23 protein-coding genes are annotated in these 26,612 nt (G+C 52.7%); 19 read left to right on the forward strand and 4 right to left on the reverse strand.

Annotation, left to right across the window (positions count from 1 at the left end):
* Nucleotides 1–8 precede the first annotated feature (8 nt).
* Both ACZYR9_RS22845 and ACZYR9_RS22850 read left to right on the forward strand, forming a co-directional pair.
* Entirely contained in the window at nucleotides 9–1,085 is a 1,077-nt protein-coding gene (locus ACZYR9_RS22845) for a sensor histidine kinase (RefSeq protein WP_488980725.1), read from the forward strand.
* On the forward strand, nucleotides 1,066–1,713 hold the full coding sequence (locus ACZYR9_RS22850) for a response regulator (RefSeq protein ID WP_488980747.1): 648 nt from the start codon (nucleotides 1,066–1,068) through the stop codon (nucleotides 1,711–1,713). The genes ACZYR9_RS22845 and ACZYR9_RS22850 overlap by 20 nt, the downstream gene beginning before the upstream one ends.
* Before the next feature lie 62 nt (nucleotides 1,714–1,775).
* Here the strand turns inward: ACZYR9_RS22850 and ACZYR9_RS22855 are convergent, their stop codons facing one another.
* Nucleotides 1,776–3,770 carry a glycoside hydrolase family 125 protein gene (locus tag ACZYR9_RS22855; protein ID WP_488980726.1) on the reverse strand — a complete coding sequence of 665 codons (1,995 nt, stop codon included), beginning with the start codon at nucleotides 3,768–3,770 and terminating at the stop codon, nucleotides 1,776–1,778.
* A 293-nt stretch (nucleotides 3,771–4,063) separates the two neighbouring features.
* Here ACZYR9_RS22855 and ACZYR9_RS22860 point away from each other — a divergent pair, with 293 nt between their 5' ends.
* The 6 genes from ACZYR9_RS22860 to ACZYR9_RS22885 all read left to right on the forward strand — a co-directional run bounded on the left by ACZYR9_RS22860 (nucleotide 4,064) and on the right by ACZYR9_RS22885 (nucleotide 11,889).
* A complete protein-coding gene (locus tag ACZYR9_RS22860; RefSeq protein ID WP_488980727.1) occupies nucleotides 4,064–5,341 on the forward strand; it encodes an ABC transporter substrate-binding protein in 1,278 nt (425 codons plus the stop codon).
* A 77-nt stretch (nucleotides 5,342–5,418) separates the two neighbouring features.
* Nucleotides 5,419–6,321: a carbohydrate ABC transporter permease gene (locus tag ACZYR9_RS22865; protein WP_488980728.1), complete on the forward strand. Its 903-nt coding sequence runs from the start codon at nucleotides 5,419–5,421 to the stop codon at nucleotides 6,319–6,321.
* Complete coding sequence (locus ACZYR9_RS22870) at nucleotides 6,318–7,157, forward strand: carbohydrate ABC transporter permease (RefSeq protein WP_488980729.1); 840 nt, start codon at nucleotides 6,318–6,320, stop codon at nucleotides 7,155–7,157. Before ACZYR9_RS22865 ends, ACZYR9_RS22870 begins: the two co-directional genes overlap by 4 nt.
* Before the next feature lie 86 nt (nucleotides 7,158–7,243).
* The gene (locus tag ACZYR9_RS22875; RefSeq protein WP_488980730.1) at nucleotides 7,244–8,938 is read left to right on the forward strand and encodes a sensor histidine kinase; all 1,695 of its coding nucleotides are present in this window, start codon (nucleotides 7,244–7,246) and stop codon (nucleotides 8,936–8,938) included.
* 3 nt (nucleotides 8,939–8,941) lie between these two features.
* Nucleotides 8,942–10,555 (forward strand): response regulator transcription factor, encoded by a 1,614-nt coding sequence (locus ACZYR9_RS22880; protein WP_488980731.1) that lies wholly within the window; start codon nucleotides 8,942–8,944, stop codon nucleotides 10,553–10,555.
* On the forward strand, nucleotides 10,552–11,889 hold the full coding sequence (locus ACZYR9_RS22885; protein ID WP_488980732.1) for an ABC transporter substrate-binding protein: 1,338 nt from the start codon (nucleotides 10,552–10,554) through the stop codon (nucleotides 11,887–11,889). The genes ACZYR9_RS22880 and ACZYR9_RS22885 overlap by 4 nt, the downstream gene beginning before the upstream one ends.
* 12 nt (nucleotides 11,890–11,901) lie before the next feature.
* Here ACZYR9_RS22885 and ACZYR9_RS22890 read toward each other — a convergent pair whose 3' ends face one another.
* Nucleotides 11,902–13,194, reverse strand: a complete 1,293-nt coding sequence (locus tag ACZYR9_RS22890; protein WP_488980733.1) for a hypothetical protein — start codon at nucleotides 13,192–13,194, stop codon at nucleotides 11,902–11,904.
* A gap of 344 nt (nucleotides 13,195–13,538) precedes the next feature.
* Between ACZYR9_RS22890 and ACZYR9_RS22895 the strand changes: the two genes are divergently transcribed.
* Entirely contained in the window at nucleotides 13,539–13,982 is a 444-nt protein-coding gene (locus tag ACZYR9_RS22895; protein ID WP_488980734.1) for a GNAT family N-acetyltransferase, read from the forward strand.
* Between the two features lie 59 nt (nucleotides 13,983–14,041).
* Here ACZYR9_RS22895 and ACZYR9_RS22900 read toward each other — a convergent pair whose 3' ends face one another.
* Nucleotides 14,042–14,374 carry a hypothetical protein gene (locus ACZYR9_RS22900; RefSeq protein WP_488980735.1) on the reverse strand — a complete coding sequence of 111 codons (333 nt, stop codon included), beginning with the start codon at nucleotides 14,372–14,374 and terminating at the stop codon, nucleotides 14,042–14,044.
* A 223-nt stretch (nucleotides 14,375–14,597) separates the two neighbouring features.
* On the opposite strand from ACZYR9_RS22900, the gene zwf reads away from it, so the two are divergent.
* The 8 genes from zwf (at nucleotide 14,598) to ACZYR9_RS22940 (ending at nucleotide 24,390) form a co-directional block, all read left to right on the forward strand.
* On the forward strand, nucleotides 14,598–16,118 hold the full coding sequence (zwf, locus tag ACZYR9_RS22905; protein WP_488980736.1) for a glucose-6-phosphate dehydrogenase: 1,521 nt from the start codon (nucleotides 14,598–14,600) through the stop codon (nucleotides 16,116–16,118).
* A 336-nt stretch (nucleotides 16,119–16,454) separates the two neighbouring features.
* Nucleotides 16,455–17,516, forward strand: a complete 1,062-nt coding sequence (locus ACZYR9_RS22910; protein WP_488980737.1) for a metallophosphoesterase family protein — start codon at nucleotides 16,455–16,457, stop codon at nucleotides 17,514–17,516.
* Between the two features lie 48 nt (nucleotides 17,517–17,564).
* Nucleotides 17,565–19,148 carry a peptide chain release factor 3 gene (locus ACZYR9_RS22915; RefSeq protein ID WP_488980738.1) on the forward strand — a complete coding sequence of 528 codons (1,584 nt, stop codon included), beginning with the start codon at nucleotides 17,565–17,567 and terminating at the stop codon, nucleotides 19,146–19,148.
* A gap of 213 nt (nucleotides 19,149–19,361) precedes the next feature.
* A complete protein-coding gene (locus tag ACZYR9_RS22920) occupies nucleotides 19,362–20,129 on the forward strand; it encodes a YheC/YheD family protein (RefSeq protein ID WP_488980739.1) in 768 nt (255 codons plus the stop codon).
* A 136-nt stretch (nucleotides 20,130–20,265) separates the two neighbouring features.
* Nucleotides 20,266–21,336 (forward strand): LacI family DNA-binding transcriptional regulator, encoded by a 1,071-nt coding sequence (locus ACZYR9_RS22925; protein WP_488980748.1) that lies wholly within the window; start codon nucleotides 20,266–20,268, stop codon nucleotides 21,334–21,336.
* Nucleotides 21,337–21,377: 41 nt separating this feature from the next.
* A complete protein-coding gene (locus ACZYR9_RS22930; RefSeq protein ID WP_488980740.1) occupies nucleotides 21,378–22,538 on the forward strand; it encodes a Gfo/Idh/MocA family protein in 1,161 nt (386 codons plus the stop codon).
* A gap of 16 nt (nucleotides 22,539–22,554) precedes the next feature.
* Nucleotides 22,555–23,259 carry a ThuA domain-containing protein gene (locus tag ACZYR9_RS22935; protein WP_488980741.1) on the forward strand — a complete coding sequence of 235 codons (705 nt, stop codon included), beginning with the start codon at nucleotides 22,555–22,557 and terminating at the stop codon, nucleotides 23,257–23,259.
* A 27-nt stretch (nucleotides 23,260–23,286) separates the two neighbouring features.
* On the forward strand, nucleotides 23,287–24,390 hold the full coding sequence (locus ACZYR9_RS22940) for a Gfo/Idh/MocA family protein (protein WP_488980742.1): 1,104 nt from the start codon (nucleotides 23,287–23,289) through the stop codon (nucleotides 24,388–24,390).
* Between the two features lie 62 nt (nucleotides 24,391–24,452).
* Here ACZYR9_RS22940 and sspI read toward each other — a convergent pair whose 3' ends face one another.
* Nucleotides 24,453–24,674 (reverse strand): small acid-soluble spore protein SspI, encoded by a 222-nt coding sequence (gene sspI / locus ACZYR9_RS22945; RefSeq protein ID WP_488980743.1) that lies wholly within the window; start codon nucleotides 24,672–24,674, stop codon nucleotides 24,453–24,455.
* A gap of 140 nt (nucleotides 24,675–24,814) precedes the next feature.
* Between sspI and ACZYR9_RS22950 the strand changes: the two genes are divergently transcribed.
* Nucleotides 24,815–25,480: a potassium channel family protein gene (locus tag ACZYR9_RS22950; RefSeq protein WP_488980744.1), complete on the forward strand. Its 666-nt coding sequence runs from the start codon at nucleotides 24,815–24,817 to the stop codon at nucleotides 25,478–25,480.
* 11 nt (nucleotides 25,481–25,491) lie between these two features.
* Nucleotides 25,492–26,328, forward strand: a complete 837-nt coding sequence (locus ACZYR9_RS22955; RefSeq protein ID WP_488980745.1) for a TrmH family RNA methyltransferase — start codon at nucleotides 25,492–25,494, stop codon at nucleotides 26,326–26,328.
* The last annotated feature ends 284 nt before the right edge of the window (nucleotides 26,329–26,612 follow it).

Below are 26,612 nucleotides of genomic sequence, written 5' to 3' on the forward strand. Positions count from 1 at the left end.
TGGTGGAAATGGATGGACATGACAAACGTCTGACCAACATGATATGGCGAAGCATGGCGGAGTCGATCGGGCTCAGCCTTGTTTTGTTTGCCGTGGTGGTTTATTTCCTGCAAACCAACGGATACATAAAAGCGTTCGAGACCTGGCAGGAAGGCGTATGGGTGAGCCTGACCCTGATCGGAATCGTTGTCGTCATCGGCGGCTCTTACGGGCTTTGGCACAGCAGCCGAACGAAGCGGAGGCTGGAGCTTCTGCGCGAAGCGATGCTCTCCCTGGAAAAGGGAAACCTCAGCCGTTCGGTGCCTCCGCTGGGAGAGGATGAGATCGGGCGTTTGGGGGAGCAGCTCAATGCGATCACGCAAAAGTGGGAGGAGCAGGTCACCTCGCTTCAGCGGCTGTCCAACAACAACGCCCAGCTTGCGCAAAGGGCCAAGTATTCGGCTATTGTTGAAGAGCGGCAGCGTCTGGCCCGGGAGCTGCACGATGCCGTCAGCCAGCAGCTGTTCGCCATCTCGATGACGGCGACGGCAGCCCTGCGGACGCTGGACAAAGACTTCGACAAGGCGCAGAGGCAGATCCATCTGATCGAGGAGATGGCATCCGTAGCGCAGTCCGAGATGAGGGCGCTGCTTTTGCATCTGCGTCCCGTCCATCTGGAAGGCAAACGGCTGTCCGAAGGGCTGGTCGAGCTGCTGCAGGAATTATCTGCCAAGGTGCCGATGCAGATCAACTGGGAACTGACCGAGGACATCAAGCTGCCGCGGGGCATTGAGGATCACTTGTTCCGCATTGTGCAGGAGGCGATGTCCAATGCGCTGCGGCATTCCAAGGCCTCCAAGCTGGAGGTTCGCCTCACGAAGCCGTCGGCGGATGCGGTTCGGCTGCTGATATGGGATGACGGCGTCGGCTTTAATATGGATATGAAGAAGCAGGCTTCCTATGGGATTGTCACCATGAAGGAGCGTGTCGTTGAAATCGGCGGCTCGATGAATTTGATCACCGCTCCCGGTAAAGGAACGCGTATTGATATTCGGATTCCGATTATGGCGGAAGGAGGACTTCAGGATGGAAGAAGCGACGATTAAGGTGCTGCTGGTGGACGATCACGAGATGGTCCGCATTGGATTGGCCGCCGTGCTCGGCACGGAGGACGGGATCGAGGTGGTGGGTGAAGCGAGCAGCGGTCAGGAGGGCATTCGTCTGGCGCTCGAATACAAGCCCGATGTCGTGCTGATGGATTTGGTCATGGACGGCATGGACGGAATCGAGACGACGCGCCGGCTGCTGCAGCAGCACCCGGACTGCAAGGTCATCGTGCTGACCAGCTTCATCGATGACGAGAAAATATATCCGGTCATCGAGGCAGGAGCATTCAGCTATCTTTTGAAAACATCACGCGCCGGTGAAATCGCCCAGGCCATCCGCTCTGCGGTGAAGGGGCAGTCGATGCTTGAGCCGCAGGTCGCCTCCAAGCTGATGAATCGTTTCCGTCAGCCGAAACAAGTATCGCTTCCCCATCAGGAGCTGACCGAGCGCGAGATGGAAGTGCTGCGTCTGATCGCTTCGGGGAAGTCCAATCAGGATGTGGCCGACGAGCTGTTCATCGGCGTGAAGACCGTGAAGTTTCATGTCACGAATATTCTCGCCAAGCTCGGTGTGGAGGACCGGACGCAGGCAGCTATTTACGCCTATAAGCAAGGATTAGTGGATTAGAAGGAGCGCCCTGTGAGCAGTCTGCTTGCAGGGCGCTCCTATTTGTGGTAAGAGCCTCATGTTCAATGCTGAACGGCTTGCTTCAGCCACTCCAACGCGATGGTTGCGCCGGGCCAAGAAAACCAGTAACGGGACCGGACGCGGCCGGTTTGCTCGTCAACCGCTTCCGGAAACAGGCCGTCGCGCTGGGCGATGGCCTGAAGCTTGTTCCACACCCGCGCCCAAGCCTCCGGTCTGCCGTTTAACCGGTGCCAAGCCAGCTCCTGAGCGTCGCCAAGCGGCCACGGATGGGGCGTATGAACGGAGCCGAGGCCCCCGAAAGGCCCAGGATAAAATCCTCCTTTGTTGTCTTCCGTAAAAGCGAAGGCCATCGTCATGTTCCACCGTTCCCACGCTGGAGTCCCGGGCTCGACAAAACCCCATTCCGGAGCCAGTACCGTGGGCAGATCATTGGCGTCGTGATAGTAGGAGTGCTTTCCGCGCCCATCGGTTAAATAAGCCCAGACCGGGCTGTCCTTCCAGCTGCCGCTGAAGTGTTCGTCTACCGCTGATTTGACGCTTTTAGCCCAAGAACCCATATCGTCTTGAATCCAGCCGGTCATTTGATTGAGCGGCTCTACCGCCTGTAAGGTTTTCCACAGCAGAATGTGACTGGACAGATGATACGGCAGTTCCACTTTATCGTCCGCCGGCGTTTCGGCGGTGCGGAACAGCCAGTGGTCGGGATCCTTCGCATGGAACAGCCCTTGAACCGCCTGCACGAACCGGTCCTTGCAGCGCTCGAGTACCGACCTGTCTTCCGACAGCTGATAATATACGGCCAGCTCCCAGAGCGGGTAACACTGCTGATCAAGCTGGTAAATCAAATCCTTGCAATATCCGTTGGTGAGATAGGCCCGGCCCCAATACTGCTCCGGACAATCCGCCTTCTCGAACATCCATAACAAATGCCCCCGCAAAACCTGAAGAATCCGCTTTCGAATGGCTTCCGGCTCCCGGAATACATGCTCCGCCTGTTCATAGGCCTGGACAAGCAGCATCATCATGTAGAATGAGTCGCGGTTCCACGATAAGGGCAGCAGTTGATGATCGGTTATAATGCAGCAATAATCGGGCTTGATGGGAACGGCGCAGCACGAAAGAATATAATCCACATTTTTAGCCCAAAAATGAATGCCCGGCATAGCTTCGGCAGAAGGCAGCAGCTTCAGGTCGTTGGAGCCGATGAGGGTCTTCAACGCTTCAGCGTCAGGCGAGGCGTAATGAACCGGACCGAAGTCTTCAGAAGCGGTCAAATCCCTGATTTGATAGGTGATAAACAAATCCTTAGTTTCACCAGGCATAATGTGCACAGTCAAAGGCTTGGAATAATCGACCGGCTTATCCGCATCTGCAGTGATGCTTCGGGTCTCTTCCTCCAGGGCTTGATCCCAGCCGAACAAGAGGACGGCAGCCTCAGCGGCATACGATGGACTTTGGATAAATAATCCCCGTTGATCAGCCGATACTCCGATCTTCGTCTCCGGCAGCGGTATAGGTCCGCCTTCGGTGAGCTGTCCATAGCTGCAGCGATGCAGGCTAAAGCGCCCCTCGAAAACCCAGCGCATATCGACAGGCTCGCGGCTTGTATTCCTGCAGCGGATCCATTGTACGAGTCTGGGCAGATCGGGCCTCGATTCGTCAACGAGATAAATGGACGCCGCTTCCCAAGCGCCGCCGCTTGATTCCCATGCCGGGTAGCGGTGATCGATGAGCAAAAGTTCCGAATTCTCGTCATGCTCCGGTATACAGCCGAAGCCGGTAACGCCAGGCTCCACCAGGCGGGTACGGTAGCTTCGGACATATTCGGAGTGATACCATTTGGAATTCGGGAACGGTTCAATGCCGGTCAGGGTGACGTAGCCGTGAACACTGTGCTTGTCATTGAAAGAACGCAGCTTGCCGTCACCGCCGATGCTGGCGGTGATTCCCGCGCCTCCTACGTCCAGCGGCTTGTCTTGACCGTTTTCGGGAAGCTTCCGGATAACCGCTGAGGCTCCAATCATATGGCGAATCATGAAAGTATATGGCTCCTTTCCAAAAAAAAGTGGATCATGTGATGGATTGTGATGAAAGCGTATCATTCCCGCATCGGGCCGGCTAGTGCTTCTGCAAAGATCAGGACGAATGTCCACCATGAATCAGACGATCGACCCTTAAAGGAAATGAACGGGTTACTGTAAAGGCTTACATCAGACGATTGACCACCCAAAACAGATGATTGACCCGTGTTACCGCTTTCAATTGATAGCCTATAATGACGGATGTAACCACTTACATAACAAAGCATGAAAAAGGGAGGAACATGGAAATGAAAAAATGGGCTGCGAGTTTACTGCTATTGAGCTTGGCTGTAACCGGCTGCGCTCCGTCGGGAGAAAAGAAAGAAGCGGGTGCGGGTAAGGACGGGGCAGCGAACAAGCCGGTAGAACTCACGTTTACGATTTTTGATGATGGTGTAGGTGTAGATAAGAAGCTGGTCGATACGTTTAACCAGTCTCATCCCGATATTAAAGTGACGTATAAACCGCTGCCATCCGGAGAACTGAGGGACCGTCTGACGACGTGGTTGGCGGCCAAGGATGATTCTTTGGACGTACTCGGCCTTGATATTGTATGGATCAGTGAATTTGCCAAGGCCGGCTGGATCAGCCCGGTGGAGGACATGATGGATTCGGCCATGAAGGAAAAGGTGAAAACCGGATTCTTGAAAGCGCCGGTTGACGCGGTTACGGTGGATGGCAAAATGTATGCGGTACCATGGAATTCCACGGCGGGAATGCTTTACTATCGCAAAGACATTTTGGAGAAAGAAGGCGTCAAGCCGCCGGAAACATGGAATGAGCTTCTGACCCTTTCCAAGCAGCTGGGCCAAAAATACAACATGAACGGCTTTGTCGGCCAATACAAGCAGTATGAAGGCTTGGTTACCAACGTGCTGGAAATTATGGAATCGTACAACGGCAAAATTTTGGACAATTCCGGTAAGCCGGTTGTCAATTCGCCCGAGAACGTAAAAGCGCTTCAGACCATGGTGAAGCTGAAGGAAGTTATGCCAAACGGCGTAAATACCTATATGGAAAAAGAAAGCCAAGAAACGTTCCTGAACGGCAACGCGGTATTCATGAGACATTGGAATTCCGTATGGCCACTTGCCGAAAAAGAAGGAAGCGCGGTCAAAGGCAAGGTGGGCGTAGTGCCGCTGCCTAAGGGCGAGAACGGTAAGCATGCCTCCACACTTGGCGGTTGGAACCTGGCTGTATCCCAAACGTCCAAGCATCCGAAAGAGGCCTTTGAATTTATCAAATGGATGACCGAAGCGAAGCAGCAAAAAGTGAAGGCCATCGAAGGCGGACGCCTGCCGTCGGATGTATCACTGTATGAGGATCAGGAAGTGCTTACCCAAAATGCTTCATTTAAAAGCTTCTATGAAGTGCTGAAAAACGGTGTTTCCCGTCCGAAATCCCCGCGTTACGGTAAAGTAACCGAGGCGATTCAGCAGGAAGTTTCGCTTGCTTTCAACGGTCAAAAGCCGGTTGAGCAGGCGTTGACCGATCTTCAGAAAAAGCTTGAGGACGTTGCGAAATAAAATAGGTATGCATGACCAAAAGCCCCTCTGCCAAGCGGCAGAGGGGACCATTATGCAAGAAAGGAGCTGCACAGGCGATGAAAACTCAAATGACCTATTTGGAGAAGAGAAAGGCGGGATGGGGTTACATATTTGTAGCGCCGGCAATCCTGCTTATCCTGTTGGTAGCGATCTACCCGCTGTTTCAGACGGTCAAGCTCAGCTTTTATGAATATTCGCTTCTGGCTCCTCAGGATCAGCAATTTATCGGCTTGGAAAATTACCAAAAGTTGATTCACGACGCGAGATTCTGGAACTCGCTGTGGAATACGATCATTTTCACCGTCGTCAGCGTATTCTTCGAGCTGGTGCTCGGATTAATATTAGCGCTCATTATGAATTTGCCGCTGCGGATGATCGGTATTGTCAGAGCCGCTGCCTTGGTGCCTTGGGCCATTCCGACCGTCGTATCCGCTACCATGTGGCTGTGGCTGTATAACGACCAATGGGGCTTTGTCAATATTTTGCTCGGTAAACTGGGGCTCATCGATCAATATCACGCCTGGCTGTCCGAGCCCGCGAGTGCTCTGGCTGCGGTCATCGTGTCCGATGTGTGGAAAACGACTCCGTTTATGGCACTGCTGATCCTGGCCGGCCTGCAGATGATTCCCAAAGATATGTATGAATCGGCAGCGGTAGACGGCGCAACGCGTCTGCGCCAATTTTTCTCTATCACGCTGCCGATGATCAAATCGACGATTCTGGTAGCCGTTCTGTTCCGTACACTGGACAGCTTCCGCGTCTTCGATCTGGTCTATGTCATGACCATGGGCGGACCGGGCAACGCGACGGAAGTAACAAGCTTGTACGCCTATAAAACGCTGTTTAAAGATTTGGATTTCGGCTACGGCTCAACGCTGGCCGTATCCATTCTGATTGTCATTGCCGCGATCAGCGCTATTTACATTTGGACTTTATCGGAAAAGGAGGAACGCGCATGAAAACCAAAACCGCTGCATGGGAAAACGTCGCTTTAGTATTGATTGTCATCGGTGCGGTGCTGTTCACGGTTTTTCCGTTTTACTGGATCACCAACGCCTCCTTCCAGGACGAACGTGTGCTTTATAATATTAACGATATACGCTGGCTGCCGGACTTAACGTATTGGCACAACTATATCGACGTGTTCCAGAAAAAAGCTTTCCTTAAATACTTGGTCAACAGCTTTTTCGTAGCTTCCCTGAGCATGCTGATTGCGTTAATGGTATCTTCCATTGCCGCCTATGCGCTGGCCCGTCTCAAATTTCCGGGCTCCAAGATGATTCTTTATTTCGTGCTCGGCATTTCCATGTTTCCGGCGATGGTCATCATTTCGCCATTATATTTTATGATTCAGAAGCTGGATTTGATGAACACGTACATGGCTTTGATTTTCCCTTATATCGCCTTTACACTGCCGTTTTCGTTATGGAACCTGACCACCTTTTTCCGCAAGCTGCCCAAGGAGCTGGACGAATCGGCCGATGTGGACGGCGCCACACCTTTTCAAACGTTCTATAAAATTTTGCTTCCGCTTGTGGCTCCGGGGATGTTTACCACGGCGATCCTGGTATTCATTTTTGCCTGGAATGAGTTTTTATACGCCGTTACCTTCATTTCCAAGGATGCGCTCAAAACGATGCCGGTAGCCATCGTAGGCCTGCCGTCGGATTACGATGTGCCTTGGGGACAAATCTCTGCGGCTTCCTTTATATCCACTTTCCCGTTGGTAATTTTGGTGTTAATTTTCCAGAGAAGAATTATTTCGGGGTTGACGTCCGGCGCAGTCAAGGGATAATCTGTGGGTATCTGAAGCTTTCTTTGAGCATTAGACATGATGAACCTAATAGAAACGTGGTGAGATCAATGCGGTGGAGATTTAACTTGAAGATCCGCGCGCGATTGGTCCTTTCTTTTTTGGTGCTGGCGGTTGTCCCGCTGACGATCGTTAATATTTTCGCGTACTCTAAATTCGAAAGCAGCATCGAGCGGCAAACAACAGCTTCCGCCCAAGCCTCATTGCAGCAAATCAGCAGCAATGTGGACACATATATGCTCGATTTGATCTCTATAGCCAAGGTCATTGTGCTGGACCGCTCTATCGTCCAGTGGCTGCAGAAGCCTCAGGATACAGGTGCAGACAGCAGCGTGGACCAATTGCAAAGGCGATACAAAGAGGAATTGGACATCCGATACTTTTTGAATGCGCAAAAGGGAAGCCGTCCCTATATTCGCGGAATCTATCTTTTGTCTTCAGACCAGAATCAGAAGCTCGCGGTCCGGTCAGGCACGGATACCGACCTGTCGCCGGATCTCTTGGCGAATCAGCCCTGGTGGCCGGAGGTGCTTCAAAGCGCGTCCGGCGTTTTTGTAGCGCCGCATATGGCCAGTTATTACAAGATACGGCTGCAGGGCCCTAAAAGCATCAACCTGTTCTATCCTTTCCCATCTCAGGGAACGGGCCGCCAATGGGTTTTTGTTCACATGTCGTCTGATGTGCTGCTTGGGGAATTTGAAACGGGAACCGGGTATGCGGGACAAAAGGTAGGCTTGATTGATCGGGCAGGAAGAGCCGTTCTCGGTCAAGAGGGTGTATTGAGTCCTGCCTCAGATGAGTTGGACATTCGCCGGGTCTCCCCGGTGACCGGGTGGACGATCGCAGCGAGCATTCCTTATGAGCAGCTTTTCACATCATCCCGGGATGCGAGGAGCTTCACTCTTACGATCACCTTGGCTGCTGGACTTTTGGGTCTGCTGCTGGCGCTGGCTTTTTCAAAGCACGTGCTTAAGCCGCTGCGTCTGTTGCGCAATGCGATCCGAAAAACGAAAACCGGGTCGTTTCAAACCCGGGTGGAAGTGCCTGGCAATGACGAAATCGGGGAATTGAGCGCTTCTTATAATGAAATGCTGGATACGATCGACTCGCTTTTAAACCGGGTGAAGGAAGAAGAAGGAGCCAAGAAGGACGCCGAGTTGAAGGCATTGCAGTACCAGATCAATCCCCATTTTTTATATAATACGCTGAATTCGGTTCAATGGCTTGCCGTGATGCATGGCGTTCCGCAAATTAAAGAGCTGCTTGCCGCTCTGATCAAGCTGCTTCAATCCAGTCTCGGTAAAAAAGGAGCTTTTGTGACGCTGAACGAGGAGATCGACGATTTGCGCAACTACATTCTGATTCAACAGTACCGTTTTGGTCAGGGGCTTTCCGTAGATTATCAGACGGATCCGGAAGCCGGAGGGTGTATTGTACCCCGGCTGATTCTGCAGCCGTTGGTCGAAAACAGTATTTTTCACGGGCTGGAGGACGGAACAGGGCATATCTGGATTGAAGCGAAATTGACAGGAACCATGCTTTTGCTCTCGGTTACGGACGATGGGATTGGCATGACACCGGAAGAGGTGGAGCGGCTGCTGCACAGCGAAAGTGATTTTGCAGGGAAGTTCAGCGGAATCGGCATTGCTAACGTAGCGGAGAAAATCAAGCGTTTATACGGAAGTCCGTATGGCATCAGCATCATGAGCGAGGCAGGTCAGGGAACGAAGGTGATTCTTAGTCTGCCGATTCGGGGGGAATAACGGATGTGGAAAGTGATCATTGTCGATGATGAAGTATTGGTGCGGCGCGGCTTGGCCTCGACGATTCCGTGGGCTCAATACGGCATGCAGGTGGCGGGGGATTTTCCTAACGGCATGAAAGCGCTTGAGGCTATGGAGCTGCTGCGGCCCGATGTCGTTATCACGGATATCCGGATGCCGCAATTGGACGGGCTGGCGCTGCTTAAGAAGCTCAGGGAGCGATACCCCGAAACGATACCGGTCATTTTGAGCTGTCATGACGATTTTGAATATGCCAAGGAGGCGATCACGCTCGGCGCCGTTGATTATTTGGTGAAAACGACGATGGATGAGCAAGAGGTGGACCGGGCATTAAGTAAGGTACAAGCCAAGCTCTTGGAACGCAAAAGTGTAGATGAGATGATCAGGCAGATTGAGCAAAGCAAGCGGCTGGAGAAGCAGGCTGAGCTGAGGGCGGTTTTGGCCCGCGGGGACCATTCAGGGGGGAATGAACCGTCGGCTTCAATGAAGGTAGCGCATTCGGCAGAACATGGGAGCTATCTGCTGCTGGCCGCACGCTCATTGAATTCCGAACATTCCGAGCCTCTCTATATGAGCTGCCTTCGGCTTGAGGAACAATTCGCGGAAGACAAGGAGCTGTTCTGTACGCTGGATGCGGAGCCCTATCTGGTCGTTATGCTGTGGTATCATTCGGCGCTTTCCGCTATGGAGGCTCAGCAAAAGGTACAGCTTTGGTCGGGCCGCCTTCTTCAACTGTTCGGCTGCAGGAGAGAGGAGCTGTTTATAGGGGCGGCCTCTCCTTTCAAATCCATCCATCAGGCAAAACCGGCTTTTGAACAGGCCAGGTGGGGAATGGAAGCTTTTTTTTACGATGAAGGAATGAAGACGTTTTACATGACGGAAGCTCCTTCGGCTTTACAGGAAGCGGCGAATGCCTTATTTACAGGAAAGGAGAAGCAGCTTTGGATTGAGGCGCTGGTCAGGCAGGCGGTGCCGGAGGCAAGAGCTTTATTCGAGCAGCTGATGGGACGTTGGAAGCCGGGAGTTTCCTCTGCCGCTGTAAAGGAAATGGCCTCTTCCATGATCGGGATGATCCGGTTCGCAAGGCACAAGCATCAGCCAGCCTTGCCAGTAACCGCCGTTTACGATCCGCAGCCGATGGGCAAGGTGTCGCAGGTGAAGCAGTTGGTTGCAAGCGAGCTGGCCGTGTGGGCGCAGGAGGCGGAAGGCACCTCCGGCATGCATGCTCTGCGTCCCGAAATTCACAAGGCGCTGGCTTATATTCAGAAGCATCTTCGGGAAGAACTGAAAATGAGTGACGTTTCCGATCATGTGCATCTGAGCCGAAGCCATTTCAGCGCCTTGTTCAAGCAGGCGGTTGGAAAAACATTCTTGGAATACGTCATGGAGCAGAAAATGGAGTGGACCAAGGAGCAGCTGAAGCATACACATAAAAAATTATACGAGATTGCAAGCGAGATCGGATTTTCCGATTATAAATATTTTACCCGCTGCTTTAAAGAATGCAGCGGGATGACGCCCAAGGAATGGCGGGAGCAATATGTCTATAAATCAGAGCATGCCGCCTTTCCGATCAGGGAGGAGCAGGCCTTATGACCGGATGGCGTCGGAACGCCGGACGACATCGGCGTATGCTCCTGCTGATGTTATTGACGCTTGTGTTTGGAACAGCCTGTCAATCGACCGAGAGGTCCGGGCCTGAGCCTGTACCGAATGAACCGGTGACGATCACGTTCTCTTCTTTGGAAACAGGGACAGGGACGGCGCAAAAAATGGCGGAGGCGTTCATGCGGCAGCATCCGGATATCCTTGTCAAAACGGTCATTCTTCCGCCCATTTCCGATGTGATGCACAATGAATACGTCAATCAATTGGTTAGCGGTTCCACACAAACCGATTTGTTTGCGCTGGATGTCATATGGGTTGAAGAGTTTGCTTCCGCCGGGTGGTTGGCCTCGTTGGACGAATATTTTTCAGCCGATGAGCTGCAGGGCATGCTCCCTAAACCATTGGAGGGCGTCTATTCCCGCGGCAGGATGTACGCGCTGCCCTGGTATGCGGATACAGGTCTGCTGTTTTACCGCAAGGACCTGCTGGAATCGTTAGGCCAGCGTCCTCCCGCGACCTGGACCGACTTCATCGCACAAGCGGAGCATCTGAAGCGGACCGGACTTGTAGAACAAGGCTACGTATTCCAGGCCAATGCCTATGAGGGCTTGACCGTGAATTTTCTGGAAACGGTTTGGAATAATGGAGGCAGGCTTGGACAGCCCGGCAGCCGTCCTCAGCTGTACAGCCGGGAATCGGTGGAGGCATTGCAATATATGCAGCGGCTGATTCAAGAAGGCATTTCTCCTAAAGAGGTATTGGATTTTAAAGAAGGAGATTCCAGGGATTGGTTTCTTAATGGGAGATCCGCATTTCTTCGAAGCGGTCCGATCGTATGGGGACTGTCCAACCGGGAGGGCTCGAAAGTCAGGGGCCGGATCGGGATCGCGCCTCTGCCTGTCGGTCCGCATGGGACGAAAGGAGGCTCGAGCATCGGGGGTTCAAGCCTGGGAATAAATGCCCGGATCTCCGAATCCCGTAAGGCGGCGGCGGTTGCCTTTCTCAAATTTATAATCAGCGAAGAAGCGCAAAAACAGATCGCCCTTGAGCACTCCAGAATTCCGGTTTTGAAACGCACCTTTGAGGACCCTGAAGTGCTTGTCTTTAACCCCTTCTACCGGGATATACCGGCCGTTCTGGAAAATGCACATTTTCGGCCTAAAGCCGCCCACTATGCTGACATTTCATCCGTTCTGCAGATCGGTTTGCACGATGCCTTAAGCACGGGCAGTCCGGCCGATAAGGTGCTTCAGGCCGTAGACCGGATTGTCGAAGAACTGCCCTCTGCTGTGGAACCGGCCTCCGGCCCGCATAGGCCGTAGCCAAAACGGCAGTTACGAATAGAAATTCATCAGATATCCGGTAATGGGAACGGGCAGATACGAGCGAAGCCTTTTGTCGGGTCCATATGCGTAACTAATCAAGGTGCGGTAGGCGCCGTTTTGTTTATTCAATAAGGTATCCGGTGAAGAGTTGGTCAGCTTGTCTGCGGCATGGTGGATTTGAGTGATCAGCCCGCCGCTTTCTGTCAGCCGCGCCTTAACGATATCGAACCGCGAACGGATTTGCGTGTCCAGCTTCTCATCATCCAGCCGCAATGTATGATCGGCTTGCTTTAGGATGCCAAGCTCTTCAGGAAAATGTAAGGGCAAGTCTTCAAGAAGGTCGCGGCTTACGTCGGGATTCAGCGCTTCCGCAGCTTCCTGCAGCACGACAATAAGCTCATTGTAACGGGAGATCACCGCGGTGAGCTGTTTCTTGACGGTTGCCGCATCCGGATACACGGAAAGGATCACCGATTCTGCGGAGGACTCTCTCCATATCAAGGTCAGACGTTCCTCATCCAGCTTCACCTCGTTGGAGGCAGAGCTGACCAAAGTTCCTTCATTAATGGTGTAGATGGCATTCTCCGCGGCCTGCACCATACGGTCAATCCCCGTGAGCGCAGCAGCATCGCCCTGGACGTCCGTTAAGCTGAAGGCGCTGCCTACCCCGGTGGCATCCGCTTTCAACTCCAGCGTCAGCTTATCTTCCCGACGGTCGCGGATCAATAGGGCAGTCACTCCGGCTTTAGCCTCGTTCACGGCACGGCGGATTCTTCTCAGCGCCTGTTCGTTGGTATCGGCAGGTCCGAAAGCAACGGATATTCGGCTGGAATATCCCGAAAAGGAGTTCAATTTAAATTCGCAAAGGCTTCCGGCTAAAGGGGAAACGTCCGTTCGTTTTTGTGGAAGTCCGATATTCCTTTGCGCTTGTGCTACGCTGTCAAGTCGGATCAGATAGGTCGTTATCCGGGCGTCATCGTGAACCATGGCGTTTAGTGCCGGAGCAGGCGCCCATTCTACCAGTCTTCTGCTTAAAGTGGATCCGGGGGATGCCTCCTTCAGCGTCTCGGTTGTCAGCTTCAAGGTTTCGGCGGCAGATAAAACGGCCGCCAGTCTCTCCGCGATCCACTGGGCAAAACGGTCAAAATCGTGCTGTACGGCGGGTTCGTCCACAGCGGGGATGGCGGGAAAGGGTTTAGGGGAGGCATGACCGCCGGATGGCCTGTTTTGGTTATACTCCCAATCATACCACTGGGAATGGATTTCATAAGAACGGGATATGCGTTGAATGGGATCGGTCATTTGTCGTTCGCCTCACATTCATTCAATATGCTTATGACAATTATAAATGAAGCTTCTTATTTCAATAAAATGGTTTTTCTTGACACCCCTACTGCTTCTACAGTATGATAATCTATCAACCTTAACTTACACATGGGAGCTTGTACCGAATCATGAACTGGATTCAATGGATCGTTATTGCGGGTGTTTTAATCATTTGTGTTGGCTTCATGGCGTTCGTGGCCAAAAAATATATGAAATAATATAGCCTTTATATCGGTTTTTCGGGTGAAATGTATTAACCTTACACTGCCGCGTTTCATACGATAAAGTACTTACTTTAGCGTAGGAAAGGCGGTCTTCGCATGCTGCGAAAGCGTGTTCCGAAGCGGGATAACGCTGCGATCTACGGACTCGTGGAAAGACTGCTGCTGCCCTTTGCCCAGCAGACGATGCCTGGACTTCGTTTGAACCGGAGCACCATAATAAAGCGGCTCACATCGTGCACGACATTCGTGTATGCCGCTGCGGGAGACAAGGCTGCAGGATTTATCGCTCTGAAGCGGGAGAGGGACCGGCTGTCGATTGATATGCTGGCGGTCGATCCCAAGTACCAGGGCCGGGGTATCGGCTCACGACTGATGCGTCAGGCTGAGCGAACGGCGGGAGAGTACGGACTGCGGGAAATCGTACTTTGGGTTGACGAGGCCAATGGGCAAGCGCAGCGCTTCTATACAAAGCATGGTTATGAGGCTGTATATTACGATTACCGGTTACGGTGTTATTTGCTCAGAAAGTCCATGGGTTAGTTTTGAAACCAAAAAACGTCCGATGAAAACGGACGTTTTTTGGTTCATGCCGCTTGGCCTTAGATGAGTGCAAACAGCATCGCGATCCTGGAGGGCTCAAACTCCATTCGACTGCCGCCGAAGGGGTGGATCGGGGAGAGGGCTGCCGGAAAGGCCGTCGTTTGGGTTTCCAGCGCTTTGTTGGTTCTGGAGCCTGCTTTCCCTTTTTTGGCCCCGCTTTTTTTGGTTTTGGCTTGCAGCTTTACCGCCGACTCGTCGTTAAAGATCAGCTTTCCCTTCTCCCAACGGCTCAATGTGCCGAAAAGCTCGGCGCCGTCCTTCAAAATCACGCACACGGGTTTACCGTAAAAAGCTTTGCAGACTTCTTCAGAAATAGGATGGATCGGTGTCACGCGAATTCACCTCCGTTAATGCTTTCCTACACTTTAGACTATGCGGGCGCGTGTGGTGCCGTCCTAGACGAATGCCTTAAGGAATCCGCCCAATTTCGAAACAAGGCCTATGTTGAATCATGTTGAATCATGTTGAATCTCACTCCTGTTTTGGTTATGCTATAGGGTAATGAAGAACGGAAAGTTTTTTCATAAATCTACATATAGAAAGAATGAGGGAACCATGACAAGTGCTGTGTTTATCATTTTTGGAGCGACCGGGGATTTGGCCCGCCGCAAGCTGTTTCCGGCGTTTTACAGCTTATACCGCGAACGAAAGCTGGGCGATGATTTTGCCGTCGTCGGGTTAGCACGGCGTCCGCGTTCAAATGAGCAGTTCCGAGACGATGTACATGAATCCATTAAGGAGTTCGCCCGTTACAACGTAACGAAGGACGAGCAGTGGGATTCGTTTGCCGATCATTTTGAATATATGTCGCTGGATATTAACGATGTGGGCGGTTTTCGTCAGCTTCGCGAGCTGACCGATCGTTTGGATGACAGGTTCGGCGTCGGGGGCAACCGCTTGTTCTATTTGGCCTTAGCACCTGAGCTTTTCGGAAGTGTGTCGCATCATTTGCAAGCCGGCGGCTTGCTGGAATCCGACGGTTGGCACCGTTTGGTCATTGAGAAGCCTTTTGGCTACGATCTGCAGTCGGCGGAGAAGCTGAACGCAGAAATTCGCCAAGTGTTCGAGGAAAAGGATATTTACCGGATCGACCATTACCTCGGTAAGGAAATGGTTCAAAATATCAATGTCGTACGGTTTGCGAATGCCTTTTTCGAGCCGCTGTGGAACAATAAGTACATTTCCAATATCCAAATTACGTTGAGCGAAACGGTCGGCGTAGAAGAGCGCGGAGGGTATTACGACCGTTCCGGCGCGCTTAGGGATATGGGGCAAAACCATATGCTTCAGATGCTGGCGATTATGGCGATGGAACCGCCGAGCCGGATGCACCCTGAAGATATCCGGGACGAGAAGGTGAAGGTATTCCGCAGCCTTCGCGGCTTCCAAACGGCAGCAGAGGTGCGCGCGAATACGGTTCGGGGCCAATATGTGGCGGGGAATGTCAAGGGGCACCAGGTGCCCGGCTATCGTCAAGAGGACTCGGTCAATCCGGAATCGACAACCGAGACGTATTTTGCAGCAAGGGTGTTCGTCGATAATTTCCGCTGGGCGGGCGTACCTTTTTACATCCGTACAGGGAAAAGACTCCCGGTCAAAACGACCGAAGTGGTTGTCGAGTTCAAAAATGTGCCCAATAGCGTATACCTGTCCAAAAAGCACAAGCTGGAGCCGAATCTGCTGGTGTTCCGGGTCAATCCGGTCGAAGGCATCTATTTCAAAATGAATGCCAAGCAGCCGGGATCCGAAGGGATGATTATCCCGATAGCGATGGATTTCTGCCAAAGCTGCGAGGTAGGCCTTAACACGCCTGAAGCGTATGAACGGCTTCTCTTCGATGCGGCCCGCGGAGACTCCACCTATTTCACACGGTGGGACGAAGTGGCTCTTGCTTGGAAGTACGTGGATAAGATCGCTTCGGCTTGGGGAGAACGTACGGAAGACTTGCACTTGTATCCGGCAGGAACGTGGGGACCCGAACGCGCACAGCAGCTCGTGGCGGAGGACGGCTTCCGCTGGTGGCCGGTCAACGGTCAGTTTGAGGGCGAAGTGGAGTGGGCGAATTCGCAGCGTTAGGCTTGGGTATTGAAGCTCATTGACATTAAAACGTGTGAGGCGGAAAAGTAATGGCTGCTCCACCGCTTCTTGAAATTCGAGTTGTCTATGGATTTACCTTGCGGCAACAACTCGATTTCAAAGGCGGCCGTAAACTTTCCGCATCCATTACTTTCCTAAACTCATTTTATGAACCTCACCTTCAAAAAACGCTTAACGGCGAATAAGGGGAAGTTATGAAAAGCAAAACCGGGTGAGCCCGGTTTTGCTTTTTTTATATTTCGTTTCTTTTTTTTGGACCGGGAAATATGTTATGATGGAGAGTAAGCTGTTGCGCAACAATGGGGGATTCTTGCTATGTCAAGACGCACTTTTATACGCTGGATGGTTGCACTGCTTGTTATGATCGGTGCGGCGACTACAGCACTCCTGAAGCTGCTTCAGAAAGCGGTCGATTCACAGCGCGCTCCGGATCAGGCACTTACGCTGCAAAAGCCGGTAAGCGTATTGGAGTCGGAGGCTGTGCAGCCGGGCAAAGATCCTGACGCAGCCCAGTTTTCTTATATGATTCTCAGCGATTTGCACATTTCAGCGGAAGTTCCAAGCACCATCAAGAAGCTGAAAGGCGCCATCGAGGATATGAAGCAGTTCGGTACGCTTGTGGAGGCCGTCGTGATCACAGGGGACCTGACCGAGTATGGTATGGAAAAGGAGTACCAGGAGCTGCATAAAATTTTGTCGGCTTATCCGCTGCCCACGGTATACGCAAACATGGGCAATCATGATTACTACGACATTTGGATCGACCGCAAAGGGGCGTTTAATCAGGCTACGATGCCTAACGGCAAAACGGATTGGCAGTCGCGCGAACGGTTTCAGAAGTTTTTCGGCTTGCAGAAGCCGTATCATGACGATTGGGTAAAGGGACACCATCTGATCATGCTCTCGCAGGAGACCTATGTTCAGGAAAATCCGGAGGTCGGAGAGGGAGCCTGGTATTCCGACGAGCAGCTGGCTTGGCTGGAGAAGCAGCTGGCTGCCCATAAGGACGGCCGGCCGGTCTTCATCATGACTCATCAGCCTCTGCCTCCGGCGGGCCAGGACGGCCGTACGCATCAATTGATACGTGCGAACCCATTTCGCGAGCTGGTAAAGCCTTATAAAAATGTGTTCGTGTTTTGCGGACATCGTCATCACGATTTTCAAGGCACGGGGGAGCATTACATTCAAGAGGGCTTTCACTACTTTCACAATTCCTCCGTCGGCCGCGTATTGAACAAAAGCTTTCAGCATGTCGATAAGGAGAAATCGCAAGGCCTGTACGTGCAGGTATATAAAGACAGAGTAAGGCTGCGCGGCAGGGAGTTCAGCAACCGGACCTGGATCAAGGAAGCGGACTGGACGGTCAAGCTGGTCTAAGTTGAGGTTGAAACAGACGAATTGATAAGGAAGGAACTGGATTAGATCATGAGCATCGGCACAACCGGTAAATTGCAAGAAGAGGTACAAAAACGCCGCACGTTCGCTATTATATCTCACCCTGACGCAGGGAAAACGACGCTGACCGAGAAGCTTTTGCTTTTCGGAGGGGCCATCCGGCTGGCCGGAACGGTAAAGGGGCGCAAAGCGAACCGTCATGCGACAAGCGATTGGATGGAAATCGAGAAGCAAAGAGGAATTTCGGTCACTTCCAGCGTCATGCAGTTCGATTATAACGGCCATCGGGTGAATATCCTCGATACGCCTGGCCACCAGGATTTCAGTGAGGATACGTACCGTACGTTAACCGCAGCGGACAGTGCAGTCATGCTGATTGACTCGGCCAAAGGGGTCGAGGCCCAGACGAAGAAGCTGTTCCAGGTGTGTCGTCAGCGGGGAATCCCGATTTTTACGTTCATTAACAAGTTGGACCGCGAAGGTCAAAATCCGTTCGACCTGCTGGAAGAGCTGGAGCAGGTGCTGGGCATCCGTTCGTATCCGATGAACTGGCCGATCGGCATGGGCAAGCAATTTTGCGGTGTTTATGACCGCAAGCTGACGCAGGTAGAACTGTTTCAGGGGGATGACCATAAGGAAATCAGCGTGCGCAAGGTAAGCGGCTATGATGATCCGGTCGTGAAGGAGATTGCAGGAGAATTTTTCTACGACCAGCTGGTGCAGGATTTGGAGCTGCTCGACGTAGCGGGCGACGAATTTGATTACGATAAAATTCGTGCTGGTGAACTGACGCCTGTGTTCTTCGGCAGTGCGATCAACAACTTCGGTGTACAGACCTTCCTTGAGAACTTCCTGCAGCTTGCGCCGACACCTACGCCGCGCAAGAGCACACAGGGCATGGTTGATCCGCTGAATGAGAAATTTTCCGGATACATTTTTAAAATTCAAGCGAATATGAACCCGGCACACCGCGACCGGATCGCTTTCTTGCGGATCTGCTCCGGGAAATTCGAGCGCGGCATGTCGGTGAAGCATGTGCGTGTAGGCAAGGATATTAAGCTGGCGCAGCCGCAGCAATTTTTGGCGCAGGATCGGGATATTGTGGAGGACGCCTATCCGGGAGATATCATCGGTCTGTTTGACCCGGGCATCTTCCGCATCGGAGACACGCTTTGCCAGGGCGGTGTACTGGAGTTTGACGAGCTGCCGACCTTCTCGCCGGAGCTGTTCTCTAAGGTGACCGTGAAGAATGCGCTCAAGCATAAGCAGTTTCAAAAAGGCGTCGATCAGCTGACGGAGGAAGGCACGATCCAGGTATTCAAGACGATCGGCTTCGAGGACATGATCCTGGGTGTCGTCGGTCAGCTGCAGTTCGAGGTGTTCGAATACCGCATGAAGGCGGAGTATGGCGTTGAAGTGCAGCTTTCGAGGATGAGCTATCAATTTGCCCGCTGGCTCGTCGGAGACGAGATCGATCCCGGGAAATTCCGGATCAACTCGCAGCTGGTCAAGGACAAGAAGGAAAATTACGTAGCCTTGTTCGAGAACGAATATGCGCTGCGTACGGCAATGGAGAAAAACCCGAATCTCAAGTTTTTGGAGATGGCCCCATAACATTATCAAGCCCCTTTTTCGGTTGGTGTGACCGGAAGAGGGGTTTGTTATTTTCAGGAGACTTTCGTGTGCAGATCTTTATTGCGGTTAGGCCGCTATCCTTATCCAACAGATGCTTAAAGGCATAGAATAAGTTGGATTCAGGAGTTTGCTTCCGTCAGGCCGAGTGAGCTCATGTGCTTCATTGGCCTGGAGAGAAGAAAGGTGGATGACATGGGCAAACCGAATGACCGGAGATATATTACAAGCAAGTGGGCAAAAACCAAGGCGCTGCTGCCTAATCGAACCATTGCCAAGCATATTCCCGAAACGAAAGTGATATCGCGAAAGCGTCTCCAAGATATGCTGAATCAATACGGAATGGTATATATCAAACCGGATAAAGGGACATATGGAATTGGCGTCATGCGCGTAGAACGGAGATCGGGTCCGGGGGGAACAGGGTATAGTTATCAATCGGGAACGAAGATCAGTACATTTTCCAGTTTTGGGGCAATGTATAATGCGCTTTCTAAGCTGATAGGGAAACGGAAATATCTGATTCAAAAAGGAATTCATCTGCTGAAATATAACAAGCGAGGCTTCGACCTTAGGGTCATGGTTCAACAAAACCCGTCCAAACGCTGGGTCACAACGGGCATTATCGGCCGGATGGCAGCTAAGCGCAAGGTGGTGACCAATGTGCATAACGGCGGAACGCTTCTGCCGTTCGATACGCTCTTGAAGGGGCATACGGGAGAGACCGGGCGCAAGAGATTATTCCGGGACTTGGAGCAGTTGGGTCTTTCTGTGGCCAAACAGATGCAGACGAGATATGGCGGGATAAAGGAGCTGGGGCTTGACGTGGCATTGGATCAGAAGCTTTATCCCTGGATTCTGGAGGTAAATACGTCCCCTGATCCGTTTATCTTCAGGAAGCTCAAGGATAAACGGATATATGGAAGGATTTATCGCTACGCGAAAGCATACGGACGGCTCTAGACAGGGTCGTCCTTTTCTGCGGGTTACAGATGTATTTATGGTCAGAGCTTTAGAAGGATTGACAGGAAATAAGTGCCATGAGATAATGAACGCGCGTACATTATAATGATTATACAGGTTTGAGGAGGTGGCTCGAATCGTAACCCGAAAGGAAGTTGCGGAGTTGGCGGGAGTATCCGAAGCGACCGTTTCCCGTGTGTTTAACGGCGTTGGGCCGATGAAGGAGGAAACGAAGCTGAGGGTGCTTCAGGCAGCCGAGAAACTGAACTACCATCCGAACGCGATTGCCCAGAGCTTTGCCCGCCGTCGCAGCGGGAATCTGGGCGTGGTGCTTCCTTTTGTTCCAAAGGTCCATATTTTTTCTACATATTATTTTTCCGAAATCTTAAGCGGGATCGGAGCGCAGGTCAAGGAGTCGGGCTACGACATGCTGCTGATGTTTCGGTCGCCTGGAGAGGAAAGCGATTATACCCATATGTTCCGGTCGCAAAAAGTAGACGCCTGCATCATTCTGGGGGCTATGGATACGCCAGGGGAGCGGACGGAGCTCAAAAAGCTGGAAGAAGGAGGATTCCCGTTCTGCCTGGTTAACCAGCATTATAACGGTGAGCGCTTTAATGAGGTTGACGCCGATCATGAGACGGGGACCTATCTTGCAATTCGTCATCTGCTGGATACGGGTTATCGCAGGATTGCTATGCTCAACGGCTCGCCGGAATTCTCCAATAGCGGAGACCGGCTGCGGGGATATACGAAAGCGCTGCAGGAAGCGGGATTTCTGGCGCAAGGTGCGGAATCGGGGACTCCCGAAGAAATCCCAGCACATTGGTATTATGAAGGAAATTACAGCCGCACTAGCGGATACCATGCGGCGGCAGAGATTTATCGTCATCTCGACAGGATCGATGCGGTCTTTGTTTCGAACGACCGGATGGCGGTAGGTCTTATGCAGGGCTTGCGGGAGCTGGGCTGCGTTCCGGGCAAGGATCTCGCCATTATTGGCTATGACGATTCGGACGCGGCACGCATGACGGATCCGCCGCTGACCAGCGTAGCCGTACCGTTCTATGAGATGGGACGACTCGCAGCGGAGAATATGCTGCTTCGGGCCGCAGGGGGAACAGGGGCAGATGCCGGAACGGATGTTTTTCAGCTGAAGCTGGAGACGAAGCTCGTTATTCGTCAGTCCAGCAGGAATCCATCGTAAGCTGCAGGCAAGAGTTCATAACTTGGAGGAGGCGGATTCAGGTGAAGCAGGTTCGAGTGGGGATGATCGGTTACAAATTTATGGGCAAAGCGCACAGCCACGCCTACCGCGATTTGCCGATGTTTTTTCCGAAGACGGCCAAACCGGTGATGAAGGCGATTTGCGGTCGTGACGCCGATGGGGCAGCTCAGGCCGCGGAGCAGTTTGGCTGGGAGGGTTATACGACCGATTGGCGGGAGCTCATGAAGCGGGACGATATCGATTTGATCGATATTAATGCTCCCAGCGATGCGCATAAAGAAATAGCGCTGGCCGCCGCAGCCAGCGGCAAGCATGTATTTTGCGAGAAGCCGCTTGCGCTGACGCTGGAGGATTCCCGCGAAATGCTGAAGGCAGTGGAAGCGGCGGGTGTAAAGCACATGATCGGCTTCAACTATCGGTTCGCTCCGGCGGTGCAGCTGGCCAAAAAGCTGATTGAGGAAGGCCGCCTCGGTACCATTTATCATTTCCGGGCCTGGTTTCTGCAGGATTGGATTGTAGATCCGGATTTCCCTCTCGTATGGAGGCTGCAAAAAGAGGTTGCCGGCTCCGGCTCACACGGTGATTTGGGTGCGCATTTGATTGACTTGGCGCACTTTCTTGTCGGTGAGATGAAGGAAGTGATCGGCATGAACGAGACCTTCGTCCAGGAACGCCCGCTGCCAAGTACTATGACCGGACTCAGTGCCAAGGGCAGCAAGGATGCGCCCCGGGGTCGGGTTACGGTGGATGATGCGACGCTGTTTCTCGCCCGTTTTGCCGGCGGCGCGCTCGGAAGCTTTGAGGCAACGCGCTTTGCCCCGGGACACCGCTGCACAAATGCGTTTGAGATCAATGGCAGCAAGGGCAGCGTGAAGTTTGATTTCGAACGGATGAATGAGCTGCAGGTGTATTTTACCGACGATGCGGAGGATGTCCAAGGCTTTCGGCGCGTGCTGGCTACCGATCCTGCACACGCTTACGCTGAAGCCTGGTGGCCGCCGGGGCATACGATCGGCTACGAGCACACGTTCATCCATGAAACGGTGGAACTGATGCAAGCGCTTGCGGAGGACCGCCAGCCGGTTCCGAATTTCCATGACGGCGTCAAATGCCAGCAGGTGCTGGAAGCCGTTGATTTATCGATTTCGGAGCGCCGCTGGGTGCAAGTCGAAGAAGTATGATAGGGGAGTGACGACCATGAAAAAAGCATTGATCGTATGGGGGGGCTGGCTCGGTCATCAGCCGGAGGAAGTGGCGGCTATTTTTCGGGGCCTTCTTGAGGACAGGGGCTATGAAGTTGAAGTATCCGATAAACTGGAAGCGTTCGCAGATGCACCAAAGCTCAAGGAGCTGGATTTGATCGTGCCCGTATGGACGATGGGTGAAATTGACGAGGAGCTGGTAAAAAACGTTTCAGCGGCGGTTCAAAGCGGCGTAGGGATCGCCGGATGTCATGGCGGCATGTGCGATTCGTTCCGGAAGAGCGTGCACTGGCAGTTCATGACCGGAGGCAACTGGGTGTCACATCCAGGCGGAGACGGGGTGGAATATACGGTCAACATCAAAAACAGCTCGAGCCCTTTGCTTGAGGGAATGGACGATTTTACAGTCCAAAGCGAACAGTACTATCTCCATGTCGATCCGGCGGTGGAAGTGCTGGCTACAACGCGTTTTCCGGTAGTACAGGGGCCTCATTCGCTGAACAAAGCGGTTGATATGCCTGTAGTTTGGACGAAACGCTGGGGGATAGGCCGGGTATTCTACTGCTCGCTTGGACATCAAGCCAATATCGTGGAGATGCCGCAGGTGAATGAAATCATGCGAAGAGGTCTTCTTTGGGCGGCGGAAGGCAAAGGTCTGGCCGCGTATCAAACGAGCGTGTCCGGGGAGAAATTATTCTAATACAGCGTCTCTGGAGGGACAATTCATATGCAAAAGCTGAAAGTAGGCATGATCGGCTGCGGTAAAATCAGCAGCATTTATTTTCAAAATTGCAAAACGTATCCCGTCCTGGAGGTGGCCGCGTGCGCAGACTTGAATGTGGCGCGGGCCAGAGCAAGCGCCGAAGAGCACGGTGTGCCAAAGGCGTATTCCGTTTCCGAGCTGCTGGCGGATGAGGAAATCGATATTGTTATCAATCTGACGATCCCTGCAGCGCATGCGGAAGTGTGCCTTCAAGCGCTGGAAGCCGGTAAGCATGTGTATGTGGAGAAGCCGCTCGCCGTGACAAGGCAGGAGGGTCAAGCGATTTTGGCCAAAGCCAAAGAGAAGGGCAGGCTGATCGGCAGTGCGCCGGATACCTTCCTTGGAGGCGGAATTCAGACCTGCATCAAGCTGCTTGATGACGGATGGATCGGCACGCCCGTAGCGGCCTCGGCGTTTATGATCGGCCGCGGCCATGAGCATTGGCATCCCGATCCGGAGTTTTATTATGCTAAGGGCGGCGGACCGATGTTTGATATGGGGCCCTACTACTTGACGGCGCTCGTCGCTATGCTGGGTCCGATCCGCAGAGTGACGGGTTCCACGCGGATCTCGTATCCTGAGCGCACGATCATAAGCCAGCCGAAGTTCGGCCAAACGGTTAAGGTGGAAACGCCGACGCATGTGGCCGGGGTGATGGATTTTCACAACGGTGTCATCGGTACGATCATCACGTCGTTTGACGCATTCGGAGGCGCACTGGTTCCGCGGATAGAGATCTATGGAAGTCAGGGAACGCTCAGCGTCCCCGATCCGAATACCTTCGGCGGTCCCATTCGCGTAAAGCGTCACGATCATAAGGACTGGAGCGAGATTCCTCTCATGTACGGCTATGCGGAGAACAGCCGCGGTTTGGGAGTGCTCGATATGGCTTATGCCGTAAAAAACGGCCGTGCGAACCGTGCAGGCGGAGAGCTTGCGTATCATGTGCTCGAGGCTATGCACGGCTTCCATGATGCGGCGGATGAAGGCAAGCATTATATGATGCAAAGCAGCTGTGAGCGTCCGGCCCCTATGCCGCCCGGTCTGGTCCATGGGATACTCGACTAAGCCCGGATAAATAAACAAAGCGTGCAGAGCGATTTCGTTCTGTACGCTTTTTACTACTCCTTTTATGCTGTCGGTGAGGTATGATTTAGATGTTCTTTTAACGTATGGACCATCTGGTTTTGTGCATCGGCGCTGCTGTTTTTCCAGATCATTTCGAACAGCACGCCAAGACCGGGCAGCACACGCTCCTCGCCGTCAATCGAATCCTCAATGACATCCTTCAGATCATCGTCATTTTTGTCATGCACGCGTTGAATAATAGCTTGTCTCAAATTCAAATTCATTGAAGGCTCCTCACTTTTCGTCTTTTTCCATTTCTTAATATGTACACAACCGCATCACTTCATGCTTAAAGTACCGTATATTTTGATGGGGACAGCTTCGTTTTGCTATAATAAAACAAAGCGAAGGGAGATGCGTCCTGATGGCACAAAAAAAGCAATTCGCCGTAATCGGTATGGGGCGGTTCGGCTCCAGCGTAGCCAGAAATTTATCGAGTCTTGGGTATGAAGTGCTTGCCATTGACCAGAGTGAGCAAAGGGCACAGGAGATTTCCAGTATCGTAACCCATGTGGTGCAGGCGGACTCAACGGATGAAGAAGCGGTGCGCGCTCTCGGCTTGCGTAATTTTGACGTCGTGGTGGTTGCGATCGGGCAGGACATCCAATCCAGCATTCTGACAACCATTATTTTAAAAGAAATCGGTGTGCCGATGGTCGTCGTGAAGGCGCAGACCGAGCTTCAGGGCAAGGTGCTGAAGAAAATCGGGGCGGATAAGGTCATTTTCCCGGAACGGGATATGGGCCAGAGGGTTGCGCATCACTTGATTTCAGCCAATATTCTTGATTATATTGAGCTTTCTGAGGATTACAGTATTGTCGAGATTCAAGCCAGCCGGCAGATGGTCGGAAAAAATTTGAGGGAGCTGGACATCCGCGCTCAATACGGCTGTAACGTCATAGGCATTAAAACCGGAGAGAAATTGAATATTGCCCCGAATGCCGAGGATACGATCAAAGCTCATGATATTCTCGTTGTAGTGGGAAGAAATACGGATTTGCAGCAGTTTGAGAAGACTTTTGAGGAATAGGTGAACAGGCAGTGGATACAAAGGACCCGATAGTGAATCGCAGAGCGGAAGCGGTCATCAGCTCCGTGCAAAATCCAAGGATCAAGCAGTGGACCGAGCTGCAAAGCCGCAAGGGAAGGGAAAAGCAAGGCCGCTTTCTGATTGAGGGCATTCATCTGGTGCAGGAGGCGCTGCGCTCGGATCTGATTCCTGAAGCAGTGGCTTATTCGGACGAACGGGCTGATGCCTGCATCGAGCTGCTAAAGGAAGCCGCCGCACTCGGAGTGGAACTGGTTCGAGTATCGGAGGCGGTCTTAGCCAAATGTACGGACACCGAAACGCCCCAGCCGGTTTTCGCGGTTGTTCCCAGGCTGCCATGGCGGGCGGCGGATTTAATATCGGCCAGCGAGCGGGACGGCCTGGTCGTCGTTATTGACGGCATTCAGGACCCCGGCAATCTCGGCACGATCATCCGCAGCGCCGACGCCGTCGGCGCCTCGGGCGTATTGCTCGGAAAGGGGACGGTAGATCTGTACAACCCGAAGACCGTACGCTCGACAATGGGATCTTTGTTCCATCTGCCTATTGTGCAGGGGGACCTGGCCCAATGGCTGCCGGAAGCGGCTTCCCACGGCATCCAGGTGGCGGCCACCCGGCTTGAGGATGCGGTCAGTGTCTATGAGTGCGACTTCCGCCGCCCTACCTGGTTTGTTATCGGCAACGAAGGCCAAGGCGTATCCGCAGAGGTACAGCGGCTGGCGCAGCGTCACGTGCGCATCCCGATGCAGGGCCGCGCCGAATCGCTAAACGCGGCCATGGCGGCAACGATTGTGCTCTTTGAAGCCATGCGGCAGCGGGGGTTTCAATAAACAATAACTCACAGCCGTGTGAGTTGTAATTCACTTTGCCACTGATTGGAACGTATTTGGTCAATAAAAGATCATTAGGTTGTTTACAGAGGGTAAAACTGTAGAGGATAACCCATCATTATACAAGAAGCACCCGTACTCACGGGTGCTTCTTGCAGTAGTACGCCCAGCATGGGCGTCATCTTTAGGGTGAAAGTCCTGAACGGGGGCTGGCGAGCGCCTACCGTAGCCAAGGGCAAGGGTGTCCGTCGCGAGGCGGAATCTGAAGGAAGCCGGAGGCAAAT

The sequence above is a fragment of the Paenibacillus sp. F024 genome, from assembly GCF_057814255.1.

Excerpts from the sequence above, each read along its gene's own strand:
- ACZYR9_RS22885 (WP_488980732.1), top strand. The coding sequence starts at position 10,552 with ATGACCGGATGGCGTCGGAACGCCGGACGACATCGGCGTATGCTCCTG.
- ACZYR9_RS22845 (WP_488980725.1), top strand. The coding sequence starts at position 9 with ATGGATGGACATGACAAACGTCTGACCAACATGATATGGCGAAGCATG.
- ACZYR9_RS22950 (WP_488980744.1), top strand. The coding sequence starts at position 24,815 with ATGGCACAAAAAAAGCAATTCGCCGTAATCGGTATGGGGCGGTTCGGC.
- ACZYR9_RS22915 (WP_488980738.1), top strand. The coding sequence starts at position 17,565 with ATGAGCATCGGCACAACCGGTAAATTGCAAGAAGAGGTACAAAAACGC.
- ACZYR9_RS22890 (WP_488980733.1), bottom strand. The coding sequence starts at position 13,194 with ATGACCGATCCCATTCAACGCATATCCCGTTCTTATGAAATCCATTCC.
- ACZYR9_RS22865 (WP_488980728.1), top strand. The coding sequence starts at position 5,419 with ATGAAAACTCAAATGACCTATTTGGAGAAGAGAAAGGCGGGATGGGGT.
- zwf (WP_488980736.1), top strand. The coding sequence starts at position 14,598 with ATGACAAGTGCTGTGTTTATCATTTTTGGAGCGACCGGGGATTTGGCC.
- ACZYR9_RS22910 (WP_488980737.1), top strand. The coding sequence starts at position 16,455 with ATGTCAAGACGCACTTTTATACGCTGGATGGTTGCACTGCTTGTTATG.
- ACZYR9_RS22870 (WP_488980729.1), top strand. The coding sequence starts at position 6,318 with ATGAAAACCAAAACCGCTGCATGGGAAAACGTCGCTTTAGTATTGATT.
- ACZYR9_RS22850 (WP_488980747.1), top strand. The coding sequence starts at position 1,066 with ATGGAAGAAGCGACGATTAAGGTGCTGCTGGTGGACGATCACGAGATG.
- ACZYR9_RS22855 (WP_488980726.1), bottom strand. The coding sequence starts at position 3,770 with ATGATTCGCCATATGATTGGAGCCTCAGCGGTTATCCGGAAGCTTCCC.
- ACZYR9_RS22940 (WP_488980742.1), top strand. The coding sequence starts at position 23,287 with ATGCAAAAGCTGAAAGTAGGCATGATCGGCTGCGGTAAAATCAGCAGC.
- ACZYR9_RS22920 (WP_488980739.1), top strand. The coding sequence starts at position 19,362 with ATGGGCAAACCGAATGACCGGAGATATATTACAAGCAAGTGGGCAAAA.
- ACZYR9_RS22860 (WP_488980727.1), top strand. The coding sequence starts at position 4,064 with ATGAAAAAATGGGCTGCGAGTTTACTGCTATTGAGCTTGGCTGTAACC.
- ACZYR9_RS22935 (WP_488980741.1), top strand. The coding sequence starts at position 22,555 with ATGAAAAAAGCATTGATCGTATGGGGGGGCTGGCTCGGTCATCAGCCG.
- ACZYR9_RS22880 (WP_488980731.1), top strand. The coding sequence starts at position 8,942 with ATGTGGAAAGTGATCATTGTCGATGATGAAGTATTGGTGCGGCGCGGC.
- sspI (WP_488980743.1), bottom strand. The coding sequence starts at position 24,674 with ATGAATTTGAATTTGAGACAAGCTATTATTCAACGCGTGCATGACAAA.
- ACZYR9_RS22895 (WP_488980734.1), top strand. The coding sequence starts at position 13,539 with ATGCTGCGAAAGCGTGTTCCGAAGCGGGATAACGCTGCGATCTACGGA.